This window comes from Nocardia nova (genome assembly GCF_002933465.1).
In the GTDB taxonomy this organism is placed as follows: domain Bacteria; phylum Actinomycetota; class Actinomycetes; order Mycobacteriales; family Mycobacteriaceae; genus Nocardia; species Nocardia nova_B.
This window is the reverse complement of the sequence record NZ_PSZE01000042.1, coordinates 18,519-39,558: the sequence shown is the minus strand read 5'-3', so window position 1 is coordinate 39,558 and position 21,040 is coordinate 18,519. Positions and strand designations below refer to the sequence as shown.

Annotated in this window: 15 protein-coding genes; all 15 read right to left on the bottom strand. The window is 67.7% G+C overall.

The annotated features are described in order from the left end of the window. Positions 1-2,980, bottom strand: a 2,980-nt coding sequence (locus tag C5E41_RS30910) for an NAD-glutamate dehydrogenase domain-containing protein (RefSeq protein WP_146097749.1), incomplete at its 3' end; no start/stop codon positions are given. A gap of 120 nt (positions 2,981-3,100) precedes the next feature. Further along, positions 3,101-3,820, bottom strand: a complete 720-nt coding sequence (locus C5E41_RS30905) for a hypothetical protein (RefSeq protein ID WP_104379229.1) — start codon at positions 3,818-3,820, stop codon at positions 3,101-3,103. Further along, positions 3,817-4,890, bottom strand: coding sequence for a discoidin domain-containing protein (locus C5E41_RS30900; RefSeq protein WP_104379228.1), 1,074 nt, complete (start codon positions 4,888-4,890; stop codon positions 3,817-3,819). Before C5E41_RS30900 ends, C5E41_RS30905 begins: the two co-directional genes overlap by 4 nt. A 77-nt stretch (positions 4,891-4,967) precedes the next feature. Next, positions 4,968-5,291, bottom strand: a complete 324-nt coding sequence (locus C5E41_RS30895) for a helix-turn-helix domain-containing protein (RefSeq protein WP_051757256.1) — start codon at positions 5,289-5,291, stop codon at positions 4,968-4,970. Positions 5,292-5,386: 95 nt separating this feature from the next. Beyond that, entirely contained in the window at positions 5,387-7,135 is a 1,749-nt protein-coding gene (gene eccE / locus C5E41_RS30890; RefSeq protein WP_104379227.1) for a type VII secretion protein EccE, read from the bottom strand. Beyond that, a complete protein-coding gene (gene mycP, locus C5E41_RS30885) occupies positions 7,132-8,508 on the bottom strand; it encodes a type VII secretion-associated serine protease mycosin (RefSeq protein WP_258081374.1) in 1,377 nt (458 codons plus the stop codon). The genes eccE and mycP overlap by 4 nt, the downstream gene beginning before the upstream one ends. Beyond that, a complete protein-coding gene (gene eccD / locus C5E41_RS30880; protein ID WP_104379226.1) occupies positions 8,508-10,040 on the bottom strand; it encodes a type VII secretion integral membrane protein EccD in 1,533 nt (510 codons plus the stop codon). Before eccD ends, mycP begins: the two co-directional genes overlap by 1 nt. Continuing rightward, a complete protein-coding gene (locus tag C5E41_RS30875; protein ID WP_258081373.1) occupies positions 10,037-11,881 on the bottom strand; it encodes an AAA family ATPase in 1,845 nt (614 codons plus the stop codon). The genes eccD and C5E41_RS30875 overlap by 4 nt, the downstream gene beginning before the upstream one ends. A gap of 31 nt (positions 11,882-11,912) precedes the next feature. Beyond that, positions 11,913-12,764 carry an ESX secretion-associated protein EspG gene (locus C5E41_RS30870; protein ID WP_104379230.1) on the bottom strand — a complete coding sequence of 284 codons (852 nt, stop codon included), beginning with the start codon at positions 12,762-12,764 and terminating at the stop codon, positions 11,913-11,915. 22 nt (positions 12,765-12,786) lie between these two features. Beyond that, a complete protein-coding gene (locus tag C5E41_RS30865; RefSeq protein WP_104379225.1) occupies positions 12,787-13,101 on the bottom strand; it encodes a WXG100 family type VII secretion target in 315 nt (104 codons plus the stop codon). Positions 13,102-13,146: 45 nt separating this feature from the next. Next, positions 13,147-13,551: a hypothetical protein gene (locus C5E41_RS30860; RefSeq protein ID WP_104379224.1), complete on the bottom strand. Its 405-nt coding sequence runs from the start codon at positions 13,549-13,551 to the stop codon at positions 13,147-13,149. 46 nt (positions 13,552-13,597) lie between these two features. Further along, positions 13,598-15,025, bottom strand: a complete 1,428-nt coding sequence (locus C5E41_RS30855; RefSeq protein ID WP_104379223.1) for a PPE domain-containing protein — start codon at positions 15,023-15,025, stop codon at positions 13,598-13,600. Positions 15,026-15,054: 29 nt separating this feature from the next. Continuing rightward, on the bottom strand, positions 15,055-15,372 hold the full coding sequence (locus C5E41_RS30850) for a PE domain-containing protein (protein WP_104379222.1): 318 nt from the start codon (positions 15,370-15,372) through the stop codon (positions 15,055-15,057). Between the two features lie 88 nt (positions 15,373-15,460). Further along, entirely contained in the window at positions 15,461-19,474 is a 4,014-nt protein-coding gene (eccCa, locus tag C5E41_RS30845; protein ID WP_104379221.1) for a type VII secretion protein EccCa, read from the bottom strand. Next, a complete protein-coding gene (gene eccB / locus C5E41_RS30840) occupies positions 19,474-21,039 on the bottom strand; it encodes a type VII secretion protein EccB (protein WP_104379220.1) in 1,566 nt (521 codons plus the stop codon). Before eccB ends, eccCa begins: the two co-directional genes overlap by 1 nt. Between the last annotated feature and the right edge of the window lies 1 nt (position 21,040).

The window sequence follows — 21,040 nt, the reverse complement described above, 5'->3', positions numbered from 1 at the left end:
GGGTATCGACATTCATCTCCGCGAAATGCCGCTTGACACTCTCCCACGCACCCTTCGCCGTAATCCCCATCGCCTTGTGGTCATACCCCGCCGAACCACCCGACGCGAACGCATCACCCAACCAGAAGTTGTATTGCTGTGCGACCTCGTTCGCGATATCCGAGAACGTTGCCGTCCCCTTGTCCGCGGCCACCACCAGATAGGTGTCGTCACCGTCACGACGCACCACCCGCGTCGGCGGAATCACCTCACCGCCGGCGTGATCGACATTGTCGGTCACATCCAGTAGTCCCGAGATGAAGGTGCGATAGCAGGCGATGCCCTCGGCCTGCATGGCCTGACGGTCGGCCGCCGCGTCACCGGTCGCGGCCGGCGGGCGTTTCACCACGAAACCGCCCTTGGCGCCCACGGGCACGATCACCGCGTTCTTCACCGCCTGCGCCTTCACCAGACCCAGAATCTCGGTCCGGAAATCCTCCAGACGATCCGACCACCGCAAACCACCCCGGGCCACCGCGCCGAAACGCAGATGCACGCCCTCCACCCGCGGCGAATACACGAAGATCTCGAACTGCGGCCGCGGCCGCGGCAATTCGGCGATGGCATGCGGATCGAACTTGAACGACAGATGGCCGGGCGGGTTCCCGTGCTCGTCGCGGCGGAAATAGTTGGTGCGCAGGGTCGCGGTGATCAACCCGAGAATCGCCCGCAGAATCCGGTCGGTGTCGAGGCTGACCACGGCGTCGATCTCGTCCTGCAGGCGCGCCGAGATGCCCGCGGCCCGCGCGGTCGCGACCGGCCCGAGATGGTCGGGATCGAAATAGGCGTCGAACAATTCGGTGAAGGCGCGCGCGGTACTCGGCTGCGCCAGCAGCACACGGGTGATGTTGGCGAAGGTATAGGCGAACCCCGCCTGCTGCAGGTACTTCGCGTAGGCGCGCAGCATCGCGATCTGGCGCCAGTGCAATCCGGCCCGCAGGACGAGTTCGTTGAGTCCGTCGACCTCGCACTCGCCGAACCACATCGCCGCCACCGCCTCCGGCAGGCGCCGCCGGATGCTGGTGTCCGGCAACGTTTCCAGTGCCACGGCGCGGTTCAGATCGGCCTCCGGATCACCATCGCCGGTACTGCGCAGCGCGGTAGCCGCGACCCGAAGACCGAAGTCGTAGATCCACCGGGTGCTGGCGCCGGGCAGTTCGAGCCGGTACGGCTTCTCCTCCACCACTTCGATACCGAGACTGTGCAGCAGCGGCAGGACCCGGCTCAGCGATACCTCGGTCCCGGCGACGTACAGGGTGAATCGCCACTCCCCGGCCGGGGCGCCGGCGACGCGGTAGAGATCGGTATCGATCTGCCCATCGGCCAAGCGCTGCAACCGGCACAGATCGTCGAGCGCCCGCGCGGGCTCGTACTCCTGCTGATACGTCACCGGGAAGGCGGCCGCATAGTCCTGGACGACCGGCGCCGCGAGTTCGGCGACGCCGGCGGCCTCGGTGACCAGCCGGTCGCTCCAGCTGCGGGTGGTCGCGAACAGCAGATCCTGAATGCGTTCGCGGTTGGATTCGGTGATATCCGCCGGTTCGGCGTCGGCACCGCGATGAACGGTGAAATAGACGACGGCGAGCTCGGATTCGGTGACGCGCGCCGAGTAGGCGATCTGCTCGGCGTCGAATTCCCGGCGCAGGATCTCGTGCATCCGCAACCGGACCTCGGTCGAGTAGCGGTCCCGCGGTAGGTACACCAGGCAGTACACGGCGTTGCTGCCCACATCGCGCCGCAGGAACAGCCGAATCTGGCGGCGCAGCCCCAAATTCATAACGGCCGAGACGGTTTCGAAGAGGCGGCGCGCGTCGGTGGAGAACAGTTCGACGCGCGGGAAGGTCTGCAACATCTCCAGCAGCGCCTGGCCGGAGAACGAATTCAGCGCCAGCCCCGCCCATTCGATGACCTGGTGGACGCGGCGGGAGATCACCGGGATGTCGAGGATGTTCTCGTGGAGACCGCTGACGGTGAAGGTTCCGACGAGAACGTGCTCCCCCACCACCTTCCCGGCCACCGACGGCGTGGTCTCGGCCGCGTAATCGGCGACGCTGACCACGTACACATCCGGCGATCCCGGCAGCAGTGAATCCAGGGAACCGTTGGACAGCCGCAGAATCCGCTCCGGACCGAGCGCCGGGGTCCCCACATCCACGCCCGATCCGTTGCGCAGCACACCGAGACCGGTGCCCGAAACCTGCTGCGGCTCAGGTCCGTCGGCGCCAGGATGTACCCGGTAGTAGCCGTACCCCAGCAGCGTGAAATGCCCGGAGCCCAACCACCGCAGCAATTGCGCGCAGTCGGCTGCCTCGGTCGCGGAGGGTTGAGGTACCGAATCCAGCCGCGCGGCAAGCGATCCCATCGTGCGAGTCATCGCCTCGGTATCATTGGCGACCTGGCGGATCTCGCCGAGCAGCGGTGGCAGCGCCCGCTCGATCCGGTCCAGCACCGCGTCGGAATCCCCGGCACCCAGCTGCACATGGATCCACGACTCGGCGACGACGTTTCCGCTGCCCTCCGACCGGCTCGCCGAATTCGCCTGCGCCACATCGAAACCCTCGCTGGGGGCGATCGCACGCAACCGGCCGCGCCGGTCCCGAAGGACGTCGAAAACCGGATGCACCACCTCGGTCACAGTGGCCCCGAGACGCTGCAGCGCCGCGGTGAGCGAATCCACCAGCAGCGGCATATCGTCGTTGACGATCTGCAACGCCGGACCCAGGCCACTGCCGTCCTCGGCGCGATACAGCCTGGTGACCGCGATCCCCGGCCGCCGCCCCGCAGCCAATTCCAGATGATGCCGGAAGATCTGCTCGGCACGGTCGGTGATCGTCGGCGCCGCGGCTCCCGGCTGAATCCAGCGGAAGTACACCGCCTCCAGATCTGTCGGATCATCACGGAATCGCTTCCATGAAATCGTCTGCTGGGTAGTTGCCACCATCGACCCGTGCCTTCCCGAGATCGGAATCGGTACCGCAGTATTGCGGAAACTGTCTGAACGTGCCGTTAAACAACGGCACGTTATTTAGTGTAACAAGGATTGCGCGTCGTTACCGGTTTCTCAGCGAACCAAACCGGATCGGAACAGAAATGTTTGCGCGCCTGCACGATTCGCGAAACTACCCGTCTCGAGATGCAGGCCCGAATGCCTATCGGCATACCAGACGGTAACCGCGGGGCCGATCGCCACGAAGGCCGTACCGTCGGAGACGATCGCCGCACCCGACGTGCGCCAGCGCGCGATGGTGTCACCGATGCGCTCCGGCGGATCGGTGCGCACGGTGAAGGTCAGCGCCCGCCCACCCGTGATCCCGCCCGACAACAACGGATCGTCCGCGGAGACGACACAGGAATCGCCCTGGCCGTCCGAGGCCGGCTGACAGGTCGATACGGCGCGCATCAGTTCGGGCAGCGTATCGACCGGCGTCAGGTCGCCGATGGCGGGCGCGCCCGGTGAACAGGAGCGCAGGACCAGCACGGCCAGCAGCACCAGGGCGACCGCCCCACCCAACGCCGCCTTCCACTGCCAGGCCGGAAAGACCTTGTCTTCTTCCTTTTTCGCGTCTCCCGCGGCGTGTTCGCCGCCGGACGCCGCCTTCTCCAGACCACTTGCGAGCTTCTCGGCGCCGATGATCACCGGTGCGATACCGGCCGCGGTCCGGCCCAGCTCGCCCAGCACATCGCCCACCGCCTTCAGCGGCGCCCCACAGTGCCCGCAGCGGGAATCCCCACCGCTGTTGCGATGCGAGCAGTACTCACAGATCTGATGCGGCGAATTCACTGGCCGGTGACGACAATCGAGGAGATGGCGGTGGTGTTGATCGAGGCGTCACCCTTCGACTCCAGGATCGTCAGCGTGATCTTCGACGCGGTGACCGGTGGACTGATCTTGGTTACCACGAGGCTCCGCTGATCCATCGTCTGCTGGGTGTAGGTGGTCACGCCCGGATCGTTGAACCGATAGGAAACGCGGCTCACGGTCCGGAACTTGGTCCACTGGTCGGCGCCGTCGGAGCCGATGCTGTCCCAGCCGGGCACGATGCCGATGGAGTCGATCCGGTAGGTCTTGCCCAGATCGATGGTCAGTACCTGACCGTCCACCCGATAGGCGCGCACACACGACCACGCCTTGTCCGCCTGACCCGAGAACGCGTCCATGCCGGGCGTACTGCCGGTGGGACAATGGGATTCGGCGGCCTTCACCTGGATCGCCGTTCCGGCGGTCAGCGATTCGGACGGTGTCGGGGCGGCACTCGGTGGTGCCGCCGCGGCGGCCGTCACGACCTTGACCTGGTCTCCGCCGTCGTTCCTACCGCCGGTGGTGACCAGCGCCAGCACGATCACGATCGCCAGCACACCGGCCAGCGCGATCGCCACCTTCGGCTTGCGCACCATCGCGAGCAGCTGCTGCGCCGGCGCGGCGGCGCCCGCCCGCGCCGCCTTCTCCGCCTTGTCCGGCTGTGCCGGCTTCTCCGGTTCGCTCGCAACGGGTTTCGTCTCGGCCGCGCCCGTCCGATCGAGCCGGGCGCCGGCGCGATCGGAGAAATCGGAGGTGAACTCCAAGCCCGACGGTCCGTCCAAGGATTCGCCGTTCAGCAACGCCATGATCCGGTCGCTGGCCTTGGGCCCGCTCGGCGGGCGGGCGGCGCCGTTCGCCGCAGGACGAGACGATCGGTCCGATCGGTCCGAGGCGGATTCCGCCCTCGGGACGGAAACTCCGACCGACACCGGATCAGCGGCACCGAGGCGGTCGGCGGCTCCGGCGGCGGACAAACCCGGCTCCGACAGCAACGCGTCCAGGACCGCGCCACGATGGCGCACGAAGATGTCTGCGGGGTCCTTGTCGGACATGCGTGCGATGGTATCGGGACCGGAATACGGTCCGCGCCAAGCCTATTCCCGCTGGAGAGAAGTTCGGGCCGGCGGGATCAGCGGCCGGATTCGGCCGCCACGAAATACTCCGGCGGCACATCGAAGACACGGGCCAGGGCGATGATCAGATCGAGCCTGGGAATCGCTTCGCCGTGCACCAGTCGATACAGACCCGACTGCGACACCGGAACATCCGGATAGGCCAGCTCGAGATGCTGAGCCAGCGAATACAAGGTCAGCGAACGGGTCGAGCCATCCTCGGTGGATACCACCGATTCGGCGATCAGCTCCGACAATCTGGCCGAGAAGATCGCCGCCGCCGCTTGCCGCGGTGTCAGTTGCTCATCGGCGCCGGACTCACGACGCTCGGGATCGAGCACCCCGAACTCGCCTCCATTCTGGTGTCTGTTCTGTGGGTCTCGATCCGAAGATTGCCTGCCGTCCGCTGCGGAGTCCGCTACCACGTTGATCAACATTACCGTCTCACCTCGTCCGATTCGGCGTCGACCACATGAGCCGGACCTGCCGGCGGCATCGATGCGCCACCCGCCACCGTGATCGCCGGAGGTCCGGCTGCCGGTGGATTGCCCATGGAGTCCAGATATCTGGTTTCACCTCGCGGCTCGATCAGATCCACGCGCACCGTCCGCATCGGAATGCTGACGTCGATGGCGGTCTCGCTCACCTGGTCGATCGCCAGATCGGCGGACCGCCGACGGGGTGCGCCGGGTTCGCTGATGGTCACCGTCGTGTGCGCGGCCGAGGCGCGCGGAGGTATCTGGTCGAAGACCGCGATGGTCGCCTGGCCGGCCGCCGCCGGGGCCTGCTCGGTGCCGGAGGCGTCGGTCGCCAGCCGTAGCGAATCGGGATCGCCCACCGCTGTGACGAGTTGCTGCCAGCGCTGCGGCCGGGCCGAGTGCACTTCCACATCCGCGCCCACGACCATCGCGCGCAGCACGATCTGCTGGGCGACCGGAAGGTCGGCGTAGACATCGATCGTGCGGTGACGCGGGTTGTACCGCACCGGGTCGAACAGCGGCAACGCCAGCGTGTGTTTGGGCCTGCCGCTGATCGAACCGAGGATCTGACCGCTCGGACCGATCGCGATGGTCAATGCGTCCAGCTGCTCCGGAGTCGCCGTATCGCCCCCGGATTCCGTGCGCGGAATGCGATGGACCGAGGTCGAAGTGGGCAAACTCGCGCGCAACGCCTCGGCCTGCCGCCCGCCCAGCGGTCGCAGATACCCCGGCGGGGCGGCCGAGGACACCGGGCCCACGTAACGCACCAGGCCGCGAGCGCCCAGCGCGCCGCCGGCCAGGCTGACCACCACCGTGGTGCGCCCGCGGTGCCACGACCAGCAGTCGTCCAGGCCGGCGTCGCCGAGCCGGGTCCAGTCGATCAGGTAACTGGTGACACTGCGTCCCGGTGCCGAGGATTCCAGGTGATGCCATGTCTCCCGCAGATCGGTCAGTTCCACGCCGGCGTGCAGCAGGCGGATCGCATCACCCAGTGCCTCGGCGGGCAGCGCGTGCGCGACCATCCCCCGTTCCCGCAGACGACCGGCGATGCGATGGGCGGCTGAGGCCAGTGCCCGGGGAGCGGACCGCGCCACCGGACCCCGCCGCACCAGGGCCTCCAGGTTGTGCTCCGGATCCAGCCGCAGCACCAGCCAGGTCATGCGGTCGCCGACCACCGGGTGCGGGCCGATCAGCTGGTCGTAGAGCATGCTGTAACTGCCGGCCGGGCGTACCCGCTGACCGGTCGTCACGATGTCGATCTCGATGCGGACACCGAACTGGTCGAGCATCGGCAGCAGATCCTGCACCGGGACGGTGTCCTCGGTATAGAGCTCACGCTCGGCGATCACGGTCGGCAGATCCAGATTCGGCGCGAGCTGGACCATCGCCACATACGACGATCCGTCCTCCCGGATACCGCAGACGCCCGCGGCCACCTCGACGTCGCGTAATCGCGACAGCCGATGCAGCAGCTCCTGGCGCGCCTGCCGCCCGAAGCGATAGTCACACCAGTCGAGCAGCCACCGCACCGCGGTGCGCTCGCCGACACGCGCTGTGAGGGTGATCGCCACGACCGTCGCCGCCGCCGGTGCGATCCACCACGGCACCCGGCCCCACAGGCCCGCCACGGCGACGCTTCCGACGATCACCACCGCCGCCAGCGGTCCGCGCTCGGGCGCGCCGCCTCCGATCCTCGGAAAACTCACCCACGCCTCCGGACGATGGAGTTGGCATAACCGGCCCCCACCCCGAGCAACAGCGCCACCGCCACGACGACGAGTGCCGTGATTCCGGGACGCCGGTCGGCCGGACGCCCGGGTGGAGGCACGATCAGCGCCGAGGTACGGAACAACCCGCTCGGCGCCTGCGGCGGTTCGGAATAGCCGAGCGACGCGGCCGGGTCGATCACCCCGGCGCCGACGACGTTGTCGACCCCACGGGCGGGCGCATGGGCGCCGGCCTGCAGTCGCGCGGCGATCTCGCCGGGCGTCTCGTTCGGGAACCGCGAGCGCAACAGCGCCGCCACCCCGCTGACGTAGGCCGCGGCGAAGGAGGCGCCCCCCACCGGAACCATCTTGTCGCCGGCTCCGACGGCATTGATGAGCCCACCACCGCCGGGGCCGAGCGATTCGATTCCGGTTCCGGGGGCGGCCACCGAAACCCAAGGGCCCCAAAGTGATTCGGGCATCGGCGCGCCGGTAGCGGTGGTGAAGCCGACCGTCAGCACATCCGGCGCATACCACCCGGGCGTCGAAATGGTCTGGACGCCTTTCCAATTGCGAGAGTCGGTGGGCCGGCTCGGATCGATATCGGGGTTCTGCTGACAACCGGCCTCGCCGGTGTTGCCCGCACCCGCGACGATGAGCGCACCGCGCACGTGCACCGCGTAGCCCACAGCGGCCGCGAGCATCGATTGATCGATACGCGCATTGGCACCGAGGCAGACCGGCAGCGCCACGGTGATCACACCGGCGCCCAGATTCGCGGCATGGGTGATCGCCCGGGCCAAAGTCCGGATCTGGCGGGCGGGTTCGTCGTCGGAGTTGCCCGACTCCGGACGTTCCAGGCTGAACGCACCGGACCGGTAGCGAATGGAGATCACGTGCGCGTCGGGCGCGACCCCGGCGAATCCGTCGGCCTGATCCGGAGCTGCGGCGATGATCCCGGCGACCAGGGTGCCGTGCGCATCGCAATCCGACAGTCCGTCGCCCCCGGCGGCGACGTAGTCGCCACCACCGACCAGGTTCGGCAGCCGGGGATTCGGAGCGACACCGGTGTCGATCACCGCGACGGTGACCCCGGTGCCACGGCTGAGCGGCCGGACTCGCCGCAGATCCAGCGCGCGGTCGGACGGCGGAACCTGGGTCAGGTCACTGCCCGGCAGGACGCCCGCGGCCAGGCAGCCCTTGTCCTGTTTGGTCGGTTGTTCCGGCCCCGGGGGCCCATCCGGCGGCGCGGCCCCGACGATCGCCTCGGGCGGATCCACCGCCGCGGCCGGGGCGATCACGGCCGCCGGCGCGACCGTCAGCGCCGCCACCAATCCGGCGAGCAGCACGCTCACCGGTCTGCGCATGATCATCAGATCGCTCGCATCGCCGTGTATATGCCCATGATCCAGAAGGCGATCACCGGAACCAGCAGGATGAGCGCGTACTCCACCAGGTCGATGACGCGTCGCGTCACCGGAGACAGGCGTCGGCCGGGCAGCCGCAAGGCGGCGACGCAGGCCGCGACCGCGGCGACGACGAGCACCCCGACGACAGCCAGTCGCGCGTAGTCGGTGCCGTACGCGCCGACGGTGACCGCCGCGACCCCCACCGTCGCCACCGCCGAGGCGGCGCACAGCGAAACCGCCTGCACCCGATCCGGATACCAGCGCGCCCGCATGACGAGAATGCCCGCCACGGCGGCGCCCAGCACGATTTCGCGGATCCCACCGGGCGCCTGCTCGGCGGCCACGACCACACCCCCCGCCAGCAGGGCCGACACCGCCGCGATGAGACCGCGCAGGCTGGTCACGGCCAGCCGGGCGCGAGTTTCGATCCCGGTGTTCGGGCGCAGTTCCCGCTCCGCATCGGCGCTTTGATCGAGCTGATCCGCACGCACGGTCTCCGCGTCGAAGATATCGGTGAGCGTGGCCGGCGCCACCTCGTTGCCGGGGTCCGGCAGATCCGGCGGCCGGATCCGCGCCGCGACCACGGCCAGTCGCGGCGCCGCGGTCAACAGCACCGCTGCTGCGAAAACGATTCCGCCCGCGACTTTTTCGACAGATACGTCGACATAGGTCGGGACCAGCGCCGCGAAGGCCAGGACCACTCCGATGGTCGCGACCGCGGTCAGCGCCGAAGTGCCGGACTCGCTCGCCCGCAACATCGTTACCGCCGCGACCGCGGCGACGACCGCGCCGGCTGCGACATTCGCCGCGGCGAAGCCACCCGGCTGACCGTAGGCCGGCGGCACCAGCATCGCACCGCCCGCAAAAAGCAGTGGCAGTGCGGATAATTCCAATCCCAGGACGACGCGGACGGGCGTCCTGCCCCGACCCGCCACGACGGCCGCGCCCCAGCAGGCGGCGCCGAGCAGCAGAGCGGGCAGCCCGCACCACCACAGCGACCCGCTGCGAGTCCACGACCAGGACAACAAGACCGCCGCCACCAAGGCGCCCACACCGAGCGCCGCGGAACCGACCGTGGCAACGGTTTCGGAATCGAACTCCGCGAATTCGCGCTCGTTGATCGCCGCGAGTGCGTCGGTGATGTCCTCGACGACCGGGGTGAAAACCTCTGCCGACTCCACCACGGACAGCATCAGCACCGTGCCGTCGACCACGTCGTGGTCGGCCAGGCTGCGCCACCGCGGAATCGGCTGCTCGCCCGGCCGGGCCAGGCTCCACTGACCCGCCGGCGGCGTGAAATCCACCGTCTCGTCGTCGATCGCGCGCGCGAGCACCCCGAGCAGGTCGTCGATGAAGGTCTCCACGGCGAACTTCGTCGGAACGACCACATCGACCTGATAGGTCGCGACCAGGACCGCGATCCGTGCCCGCGCCACCTCGGCCTGTTGTGCCGCCGCCCGCGGGGCGGCACCCGGCGCCGCGACGGCCGTGCTCATCGGCGGACCCCGCTCGTCGCCGCTCCCGGATAGCCGGGGAATCCGTCGCCGAGGCCGGCGGCGAGTTCCTCGAAGGCCAGCAGGGTGGTCTTGTCGAGCAGGCGCAGATCGATCTCACCGCCCTCGGCGAGATGCTCGTCGTAGGGCACCACTCGGGTCGGACGCTGCGCGGTGGCGAACAGCTTCTCGATCTGTTCGACCTCGACGGTCGGCTTGACCGGTTGCTGATGCACGATCGCCACCACCGAACCGGCGATGAGATGTTGCAGCCCATGGGAATTCAGCCAATTGAGGGTCGCGACGGCACCCTTTACACCGCCGACGGTCGGGGGTGTGACGACCACGATCGCATCACTGGTCTTCAGCACCATCTGGGTGATCGAATCGAGCACGCCGGTGCCGCAGTCGACGATCAGAAGATTGTAGTGCCGCCGCAGCGTCTGCACGGCGACGCCGAACTCCCGGCCGGACAGCGCCTCGATCGACTCGGTACTCCACGGCGAGGCCAGCACCGCCAGATCGGCGTTGTTGATGGAAGTGAACGAATGCACCGCCGAGAAGGCGTCCAGATTCGCGGCCTGCGCCATATCGCGCAGGGTCAGCCCGTAGGGATGCGGCGCGGTACGCGAGGGCAGGTCACCGAAGTCGGGGTTGGCGTCCACGGCGACCACGCGGTCGGGCCGCAGCCCGGCGAACGTGGATCCCAGCGTCGCCGCGATCGTGGTGCGGCCGACGCCGCCCTTCACACTGATCACCGCGATCTGATAGGGCGCGTTCAACTGTCGGCGGATCCGGGCGCGACGGTCTTCGGTGCGCTGTTCGGCCGGCGACAGTCCCAGATTGAAGCCAACCTTGTTCAGCGCACCCCGCATGCCGGTCGTGGACTTGAGCTGGGCTCGCCGAGCAGCGGTGATATCGGCCAGCAGATCCATCGAGGTCAGGGTCGCCGGCAGCACCTCGACCCGGGCGGCGGCCTCGGCCTGGCTCAGCCGGTCCGGGAGCTGGGCTCCGCTCGCCTGCGGTTGCTGCCAGGCCGCGGGCCGACTCTCCGGGGTCGCCGACTGCGGCGTCCACGCCGCGGGTTCGGTGCTCGCGGTCCAGGCCGCCGCATCGCCCTCGCCCGCGCCGGACGGCGAATTCGATTGCGCCGCCGCGTATGTCGCGGAGCTGGCGGCTGCGACCGCATCGGTGGCGGACGTGGACGCCGGTTGCGGCGCGAATGGGGACGGTGCGGCAGGCTGCGGCGCGGCGGACGATGCCTGCGGCGCGGCGGTTTGCGGTGCAGCGGTCGGCGCCTGTGGCGCGGCGGGAGGCGTCTGCGGCGGGGCGGGAGGCGTCTGCGGCGCGGCGGACGCAGCATGCGCCGACCCGGGCTGCGCCGAGTTCGCGACGGTTCCGGATGTGGTGTTCTGTTGTCCCACCGTGGTGTTCACCGTGCCGCTGTCGGACCTGGACGCGCCGATATCGCTCGATCCACCGGCCGCCGGATTCCGCTCACCGCTCGCACGCAGATCGCCGAAACCGCCGTAACTCTCCCGCGCGAACGCGGCTCCCGCGGGCGGTAGCGCTACGCCGCCGGGTGCGGGCGCGCCCGTCGGCCCGGTAGCCGGTTGGGGTGCACCGGCCGACGGTGAATTCGGTTGCGCGCCAGCCGCCGCCGATCCGGCGGAGGTTGGCGCCGCATCCCGTCGCGAGGCCGACTGCCGCGTATCGTCGTTCGTCATTTCGGCGGCTCCGGCCCGCTCTGCCGATTCGGGGATCGGCGTGAAATAGGCGTCGTAACCACCCCGAGCCCGCACGGACTCGGCCGTATGCCCGTTCGTATTCGGTGCTCGGTTCATATCCTCATCCTTCTCGAAACCGGCTGTGAATTCAGCTGATTCGGCTGGTTTCGAACCAACTTCGGCCGGGTAAAAGGTTGATCAGCGCGATGATTCCCGAGCGGATCGCCGCGTCGTCGCCCGGCTGATAGGTCGACCAGAGTTCACCATCCATCGCCACACTCGGACTCACCACGAGCCGTCCGGAAACGGTGTCCAGCACGGAAAGACACACCTCCGGTCGCGGGTATTCCCCGTCGTGGTGCTCCAGCACGAGCACCTCCGCCCGCCGGAACACCTCGTCCAACGCCCGCTCGAGTACCGCCGCGGTCCGCGGCGGGGCGCCGAGTTCCACGAAGGCGCGCCGTAATTCGGCCGGCTCGGCCGATTCGCCGAATTCGGCCGCGACGGCGGAGAGCTGTGCGGACGACACCTGCCACGGTTCGAGCGAGGCCGCGGGCGCCGACCCCAGTGCCGAGACGATCGCCCCGGCAAGGATGTCCAGATCCTCGTCCTGCTGGAACACCGACTGGATGACGACGTGGTCGTCGTTACGCACCGCCAGCACGTGATCGAGCCCCGAACGAACCAGCGACAACCGCAGCATGCCGCGTGGTTCCCCGTCCAGCCCCGTATCCACGATGCGAACGGCCAGCTCCACATCCGGCCGGTACAGGCATTGCAGCCACCGCTCGACCACGGGATGTACTCGTCCGTCGTCGAGGAGTACGCCCGCGTCGGTCAGTTGCGCGGCCACCACCTCGTGGACCCGGTCCCGGTCCTCGATGCGGTAGATGTTCGGCAGCAATGCCAGCACCGGCGGATACGAGTCGATGCCGACCAGCGTTTTCAACAGCAGGGCGGCATCGACGTTGATTTCGACCGCGACGGGATCGTCGACCACCTGATCTTCGAGATGCAAATGCCTAGATCTCGAGCGCCATGAATCGGCCACCCTGCTGCTTGTCCGTGTCCTGCATCGCGCCACCGCTGGCGCAGTGCTTCTTCACGGTGGCGTTCAGGGCATGGAGTGCGTTGTTGTAGTCGGTGATCTTGTTCAGGAGCTCGTGGATCTTGGGACCCCAACCTTGATCACCGGCTTCACCCGTGAAGGAGCTTTGCAGACCCTTCGCCAGCGAATCCAGCGCACCGTTGTTTTCTTGAATGTTCTTGACGATGTTGTCGAACGTCAACGTGTGAGTATCGACTTCACCGAACTTGTACTGCATTCCACCGGCCATGGCGAAATCCTTTCGAATAATTGATACGTGAATTACTGCGTTGCACTAGAAGTCGATGTTGACTTTTCCTGCCATGGTGCTGGTCGCGACGTTGCCGGCCCCGGCACCCATATCCGTACCGAGAGCCTGCGCACCACCGTGCATCTGCTCCTGCTGCCGGATGAGATCGGCGTACGCATCCATGTCGGCGGCACTGAATTTGTGTGCCGAATCGACCAGAACGTTGAGAATGTCCTGGAATGCGTTGCCCAGCCGGTTGCCCTTGTCCAGCGCGTTCTGCATGGACGAGGCGATCGCCGGTGTGGCCTGCGGGCTCCGCACCGCGGCCTCCAGCTCGTCCTTGACCGCGAGCAGGGCCTTGAGGTATCCCTCGTGGTTACCCTGCAAACCGATGCCCTTCTGAGCGGCCGGGATCAATTCGTGGGGATCGCCGTTGAAGACGTAACTCATCTGTGGTTCCTTTCCGGTGTTGAATTACACGCGACCTCGGTCTTGTTCACCGGGGACGTTCGGGGGTGGCCGAAATCGCCGCATCGTCATCGATGCGCTCGATCACACCGACCGCGAGTTGAGGTTCCAATACCGGATCGTCTCTACGGTCGCCGGCGTATTCGATGACTCCGACGATCGGAACCTTCTCCAGGACGGGCACATCCATCGGTTCACCCGGTACGAAGACCGCCGACTTGGATTTGCGCTCCTCGTCCTTGCGGCGTCGCATCTGCGCCTTGGGTGCCGTTGCCCCGCGCGTAGGACCTTGGCGCGGAGGCAGATTCGTGGTGGGCTGGCCGTCCGCGGCTCCGAAGGCACGGAAGGACGCGGGATTCCAGTTACCGGGCATCCGGAATCCGGTGGCGGCGCCGGGCATCGAGCCGACCCCACCGCGCATCATCGAAAATGCCACCGTGCTACCGATTCCGCCGGTCAGACCGGCAAGGGTGGGCGATGTCGCCGACATGCCGTACAAGCCGTCCTGCCCGGCCAGCGGATCGTCACCGTATCCCTCGCCGCCGCCTTGGCCGTTATCCGACATCGGTGACAGCGCGTCCGTTGCCCCGGTGGGGTCGGACAACCCGCTCTCCGGGCCCGTGGGGTCGGCCCCTTGCGGCCCGTCCCCCGGGCCCGACGGGTCGTGGGTGCCGCCCGAGGATTGGTCGCCCCCGCCCGAATGAGAGTTGCTCGTAGAGGTGTTCTGATTCCCGGTGGTGGAGTGCGAATTACCGCCGGCGTCAGTGGTATTCGAATGCTGGTAGGCGGTGGGCCGCGGCGTCGCCGTCGTGTCCGGGGTCATCTTGTACCGCATATCCGGCGGCGGAGCGCCACCACCGACGATCGGTGGTGCCGTGAGCGGCTTCGGGAGGGCGGCCAGCGCGGGCACCACGGCACCCGCATAACCGTCCATGACGAGAGCCGCCTCCGGCCAGATCACGAAGAAGTACTCGAATTCGTTGGCCGCGAGCGCCGGAAGGGTCGCGGCCAGCATCGCACCTCCCACCGCGGCCCCGACCGGCCCCGCGGTGGAAATGGCACTTGCCGTCGCCATCTTGGCGAGCAACGCTTTACGCCTCGCCTTGTTCGCCTTCAGATGGATCTTGACCAGAGTCATCGCACCGCGCGCGGCCTTCGCCGCGGCAGCCACCTCGCCCACCAGCACGGCGGCGGTGCCCGCTACTGCAGCCTGCTCCTGCAGCCACGCCGCATGCTTCTGGAATGCCGCGCGGGCCTTGTCCGCCGACATACCCTGCCACGAGCCCGAGATCGTCGCCATCGTGGCCTCGGTATCGGCCGCCGCGGCATTCAGTTGCGCCGCCAGGTCCGCGTAGGCGGTGGAGGTCGCGTGCGTCGATGCCGGACCAGGACCACTCAGCAATCGAGAGGTATTAATTTCCGGCGGTAACGCATGGAAGTCGAAAAGGAACGCCATGACATCAGCCTCGGCTCGACAATCTGTGGCTACACGTTGAATATCGGACCGTGCGTGGCGACATCGGCGCCGGCGATGATGTCGCTCCCCGAATAGGCGGTGCCGACCTCCGGCATCACGGCCGAGGCCTCCGTCTGCAAGACGGCGCCGTGCGCGGTTGTCGTGAAAAAGCCCTCGCCCCAGGGGTTCAACACCTCCGGGATCATCCGGCTCACATCGTCGATGCCCGGCGGGGCCGGGTGGCAGGCCGGCTCGTGGGCTCCGAGAGCGCCCTGTAATCCCGTGGCGGTGAATTGGATTTGCGAGGCGATAGCCGGGAAGTTCTCAGGAGTGACATTGAGATACATCGACCTCTCCTAACGACGATACCGCCTCCGACGAGCGGTACAGGATGAACGCTAAGGCATCCCCAATGTTGGGAAGATGACGGCGATCTCACTGTTCGGTCGGTGTCCACGCGGCTTGCACGAGATCGCGCCGCGAATGCAGCGGCTCGACCAGAATGCCGCGACCGAGCGGTTGTTTCGTTGCCTTCACGTCGCCGATCAGCATTCCGTCGAGCTTGGTGCCGTCCATGATCAAACCCGAGCAGTTCAGGTTCTTGATCTGACCCATGATGTTGTCGTACATCGCCGAATCCGCCTGCGCGATATTACGTCCCACGATGATGTGCAGACCCGTGTCACGGCCGTCGACGATGATGTCCTTCAACGGGTCGAGCGGATTGAGCATGCCGCGCTGCGCGACCATGTGGTAATCGTCGATCACCACGAATATCTCCGGTCCGCTCCACCACGAGCGCTCCTTGAGCTGCTGTGAGGTCACACCGTCCGGAGGCCGCCGGCTGCGAATCTTGTCCGCGAATCCGGGCAGGCCCTCCTGCAGATCCCGTTCGCTGGTCAGATAGCCGATCAACCGTTCGTCGGGAACCACGTCCATATGCTGGCGACGATAGTCGACCAGCAGGATGCGCGCCTGATCCGGGCCGAAGCGCCGGTCGATCGAACGCATCAGATCCGCCAGTACCGTGGACTTTCCGCATCCGGGTGATCCGACCACGATGAAGTGCGTGGAAACCCCGAAATCCACTGCCGCCACGCCCAAATCGGATTCGCGCACACCGAACGGAGTCACCAGTTGCTGAGCCAGACTCGTCGGTTCCGGCACAACTTCGTGAATACGATCCAATTCGATTTTCGACGGCAGCAGCCGGACCTCGGGTGCGCGACGGCCCTCGTAGCGCCGGTTCAGTTCTTCGCCCGCGGCCGCCAGCCCGGCCGCCGCCGACTCCGGGTCTCCCACTCCGTCGATACGTGGCAACGCCGTCAGCATGTGCAACGCCTCGCTGGAAATACAACGGCCCGGCCGGTCCGGCGGAATGGACGCGACGATGGCGCGGTGGGTGCCGAATACGGTATCGGTGAGATCGCCCAGACGCATTTCCAGCCGTGTCTGCAGCAGGTCCTTGATCGCCGGCCGGATCGCCGCCCAGCGCGAACTGCTCAGGACCAGGTGGACGCCATAGTTGAGGCCCTGCAGCGCAATGGATTCGATGACGGGTGAATATTCGTCGTAGAACGGTCCGTTGACCGCGAAGCCGATATCCCAGCCGTCGATGACGAGGAAAACATCCCCGTGCACGTCCCCGTACGCGGTCAGCTTCTCGGATTCGACGGGATCGGCTCGCCGCCTGCGGAATTCGCGCATGCTGTCGATACCGAGTTCGGTGAACATCGACTGCCGGTAAGCCAGTAGGTTCGTCACCAGGGCGAAGGTGCGGCGCACGCGGTCCACGTCCCGGGCCGACGCCACCGACCCGACGTGCGGGATGGCGCGAAGGCTGGACAGACCTCCGCTGAAGTCCAGGCAGTAGAACTGCGCCTGCTCCGGGCTGTGCGTCATGGCGGCGGAGACGACCAGGGTCTGCAGCGCGGTCGACTTACCCGACTGCGGCCCACCGACGATCGCCATATGCCCACCACCGGCCGACAGGTCCACCGACCACACGTCCTGGCGCTGCTGTCGCGGTTTGTCGACGATCGCCAGCGGCAGTTGCAACGTACCGGGTTGGACCGCCGCCACCAGGCGCTCCAGGGTGGCCGGAATACTCAAGGGCGGCAACCACATGGCGTGCGCCCGGCGGCCGTGCCCGGCGTACTGCTGCAGCACCGTCTCCATCAGGGTCACCGGTTCGGCCTCCGGAGCGTCGGGGAGGGTGACGACCGGGGCCGGGGCCACCGGTTCCACCCGGCTGGGCGCGATGTAGGCAGCGGTGAACGCCTGCGGGGGACGGTATCCGCCACCCGGGCGGCGGGCGCGCTGTGTCGTCCCCAACGCCGCGGCCTGGGCGGGCGGTGTGTACGGCGCACCGACATAGGCGGCTTGGAAGCGCTGCAGATCACCGGAGCCGACCCGGAGATATCCGGCACCGGGTTTCTTCGGCAGGTGATAGGCGTCGGCGGTGCCGATGGCATCGCGGGAGTCACTGGTCTGGTTGGTGCGCAACGCGACCCGATACGACAGGTGCGCCTCGAGTTCGCCCATCCGGTTGGCCGGCACCTTCTGCGAGGCCAGCAGCAGATGGATACGCAGCGACCGGCCCAGACGGCCGATGGCGACGAACAGTTTCGAGAAGTTGGGATGCTGTTCGAGCAGTTCGGCGAATTCGTCGAGGATGATCAGCAGCGTCGGCAGCGGCGGCAGTTGCGCACCCTGTTCGCGGGCCCGCTCGTAGTCCGCCACGCTGGCGAAGTTGCCGGCGTCGCGCAGAATGCGTTGCCGCCGGGCCATTTCACCGCTGATGACGTCCTCCATACGGGTGACGAGGTCGGCTTCCTCCTCCATATTGGTGACGACCGCGGTGACGTGATGGAGCCGGTCGAAACCGAGGAAGGTCGCACCACCCTTGAAGTCGACCAGCAGCAGGTTCAGCACATCCGGCGAGTGTGTCGCGATCGCCGAAAGGACGAGGGTGCGAAGGAATTCCGATTTGCCCGAGCCGGTGGCGCCGATGCACATACCGTGCGGGCCCATACCCTCTTCGGCCGATTCCTTGATGTCGAGATACACCACCTGGCCGGTCGGATCGTGACCGAACGGGATGTTGAGCCGGCCGCGGTCGCTGTCGCGGCGGCGGGGCCACTGCCGCTCGACCCGGATCGCGCCCGGGTCGAGAATACCGACCATCTCCTCCCACGACGTCCCGCCGCTGGTCTGCTCCGCGGTGACCGCCTCGACCACACTCGACAGCCGATACGAGGAGATACTGCGAGCCAGCGCGGTGATCGCGGTGACCGACATGGTGTCGCCGACGCCGACCGCGCGCAAACCCCGGGAGGTGACCTCCTGCAGGCGCCGGTCCTCGTCGACGACGAATTTCAACGCCCGCGGCAGATTCTGTTCCCCGACGCCCAGCCGCAGCCAGGTGCAGCCGTCGACGCCGGAGATGTCTCGTTCGTTGGTCGGCCCGTCGGTATCGACGAGCAGCAGATAGTGGGTGCGGTCCATGGTCGGCTGGGTGTTGGCCGAGAACGGTCCACGGTTGAGACCGGCGAGCACCTTCGACCGCAGTTCCCCCACCGACCGGTACACCATCCGGCTGGATCCGATGGCGTCCGTTTCGCTGGGGTGCTGCGTATGCGGCAGCCATTTGAGCCACTTCCATTCCGGCGCATCGGGATCCGACAGCACCGCGGCGATCGCGACCTGATCCGGCCCGTGCAGCACGACGATCTCGGCGACCATCGCGCGCACCAACGCGGCCGTGGCGCCGTGGTCGCCGTCGAATCCGACCTGCGGCACCGACAGCAGGTTGATCGCCACCGGCATGCCGCCGACCGTGGAATAGGCCTTGGCGAAACGGGTCACCTCGACCACGCCGACCGGATCGAGGTCGGAGGTCGGCGCCGCCTCCGGGACGATGACGCGCACCTGGTTCGCGATCCGCCCCCGGCCGATGCGCACGCGCAGGAACTGCGGGCCGGAAACCTGCACCTCCCACATGCGTTTGCCGCCGACGAGGCGAGACAGCTCGGCGGGGCCCGGATGGGTGTAGCGCAGATATTCGTAGAGTTCCGCCTCGGCGGCGTGCACGGTCTTGCGGTTCTCGGCGATCGAACGCAGGTAGTCCTTGCGTTCCTCGTTCAGCCCCGCCGCGCCGCCACCGCCGTTGCCGCTCAGCGCGCCGCCCATCATGCCGAACATCGACACGACCATCATCATCGGGAAGAACAGCATGGTGGGTGAGAACGATCCGCCGTTGCGGAACATCATCACCATCATTCCGCCCATACCGGCCATCATGACCACCGGCATGATCATCCGAATCCGCGACGCCGGAACGGGTTTGGGAAGTTCGGTGGGTGGTTGCAGGCGAAGCTCGGTGACCGCGGGCGCCTTCGGGCCCTTCACCGTGCGCGCGGGCCGTACGAAGCGCCGGGTGGTCGTCACTAGGCTCCTCCCCCGGTTTTCTCCGGTAGGCCGACCGCGGCTTTGTCGGGTGCGATTCCGTCGTGCTGGATACGGGCGTCCGCGGTCGAGAGGGTCGGGCCGACGGCGAACAGGGACACGATGCTCCAGGGCGCGGGCACCGGCGCCTGCAGGCCGAGCGCGGCGACCGTGCGGTCACCCGACCCGATGCCGACATTGATCCCGTACCGCACGCCGCTGTCGGAGATCCAGAACAGCGATTCCCGCAGCGGGGAGTTCGGATCGCTTCCGGTCAGCTGCACGAACCGGCCGGAATTCCGCGGCAGATAGGCGGCATCGGCGGTGGCGCCATGCGAGGCGGGTGCGGTGACCAGCGGCACGACCTGATTCTGTTCGGCGACCGGCAACGGCAGTTGCCGTCCGACCAGGGCGCGCGTGACGGCATTCGCCTCGGTCGCTCCGCGCGACCAGTGGAAGCAGGTCACGCCGAACTTCTCCGGATCGGCCAGCGTGACCGGACGGCTCGGGTAGGTCGAGGTGCCCGGCCAGGAACCGGGCCGCAGATTCTGCGCCACCGCGTCGGGCCCCACGGTCATACTCGCCACGGCGCCACGGGAATTCGAGTTGCGGATCATCGACGCCAGGACGGAGCCGACCTGGACCAGCCCGGACTGGGACACCAGATAGTAGGACGCGCCGCGCCCGGGGTTGGACACCGTCACCACCGAACCGACGGGCGCGGAGATACCGCCCTTCAGCACAGCGGGTTCCCCGGCCCCTGGCACCTCCGGCACACGCAGCGGCGGTGCCTCCGGAATCGCGGCGATCAGTCCCCTGGATGCCTCGATCACCGGTGCGGTGGCGTCGATCCCGAGGGCCAGGGTGACCGCGGAATCAGCGAGGTTGATCGCCGCTCGCACGACTCCGTGATCACCGTTGTTGTAGACCAGCCAGGTGTTGTCGTCCTGACGCAGCAGCCGCGCCTCGTCGGCGCCCAGATCGCGGATCGCGCCGTCACCCTCGGTCTGGACGGTCAGCGGTCCGCCGATGACGGTGGTCCGCACACCCGCCCCCGCGGTGGGCAATCCGGTTCGCTGGTCGACCGGTGCCGCGGCGCCGATCCGCGCGGTATCGCACACCGCCCAGGAGGAGTCCCGACCGCCGGTATCGCTCATCACGCCTGGGGCTCCCGGAATCCCCACCCACGGACCGCGTGGATATTTCGCGAGTTCGTCGCGGGAGACCGGTACGGGGTTGGCCGCCGCTCCGGTGATCAGCCGCGCCGAGGACAGGTTCAGCGCCGGATACAGGCGGTTGTCCACTTTGACGAACAGCGCACCGGAATCCTTGTCGGACACGATATTCGCCTGTCCGACCTGCTTGGCCGGTTTGAAGAACGCCATCACCGCGGCTCCCGCGACGACCACACAGGCCAGGGCGATGCCGATCGACAAGGCCGTGGAGCGACCCCGCTGCGGATCGTCGACCATCGAGGCATCGCGCCGGACCAGCGCGTGCTCGATCCGGCGCAACAGGAACCGCCACCCCGAGATCTGGTGTTTGGTCACCACCCGGAAGCGGGCCATG

Excerpts from the sequence above, each read along its gene's own strand:
- C5E41_RS30900 (WP_104379228.1), bottom strand. The coding sequence starts at position 4,890 with ATGTCCGACAAGGACCCCGCAGACATCTTCGTGCGCCATCGTGGCGCG.
- mycP (WP_258081374.1), bottom strand. The coding sequence starts at position 8,508 with ATGATCATGCGCAGACCGGTGAGCGTGCTGCTCGCCGGATTGGTGGCG.
- eccD (WP_104379226.1), bottom strand. The coding sequence starts at position 10,040 with ATGAGCACGGCCGTCGCGGCGCCGGGTGCCGCCCCGCGGGCGGCGGCA.
- C5E41_RS30875 (WP_258081373.1), bottom strand. The coding sequence starts at position 11,881 with ATGAACCGAGCACCGAATACGAACGGGCATACGGCCGAGTCCGTGCGG.
- C5E41_RS30865 (WP_104379225.1), bottom strand. The coding sequence starts at position 13,101 with ATGGCCGGTGGAATGCAGTACAAGTTCGGTGAAGTCGATACTCACACG.
- C5E41_RS30860 (WP_104379224.1), bottom strand. The coding sequence starts at position 13,551 with ATGAGTTACGTCTTCAACGGCGATCCCCACGAATTGATCCCGGCCGCT.
- C5E41_RS30855 (WP_104379223.1), bottom strand. The coding sequence starts at position 15,025 with ATGGCGTTCCTTTTCGACTTCCATGCGTTACCGCCGGAAATTAATACC.
- C5E41_RS30850 (WP_104379222.1), bottom strand. The coding sequence starts at position 15,372 with ATGTATCTCAATGTCACTCCTGAGAACTTCCCGGCTATCGCCTCGCAA.
- eccB (WP_104379220.1), bottom strand. The coding sequence starts at position 21,039 with ATGGCCCGCTTCCGGGTGGTGACCAAACACCAGATCTCGGGGTGGCGG.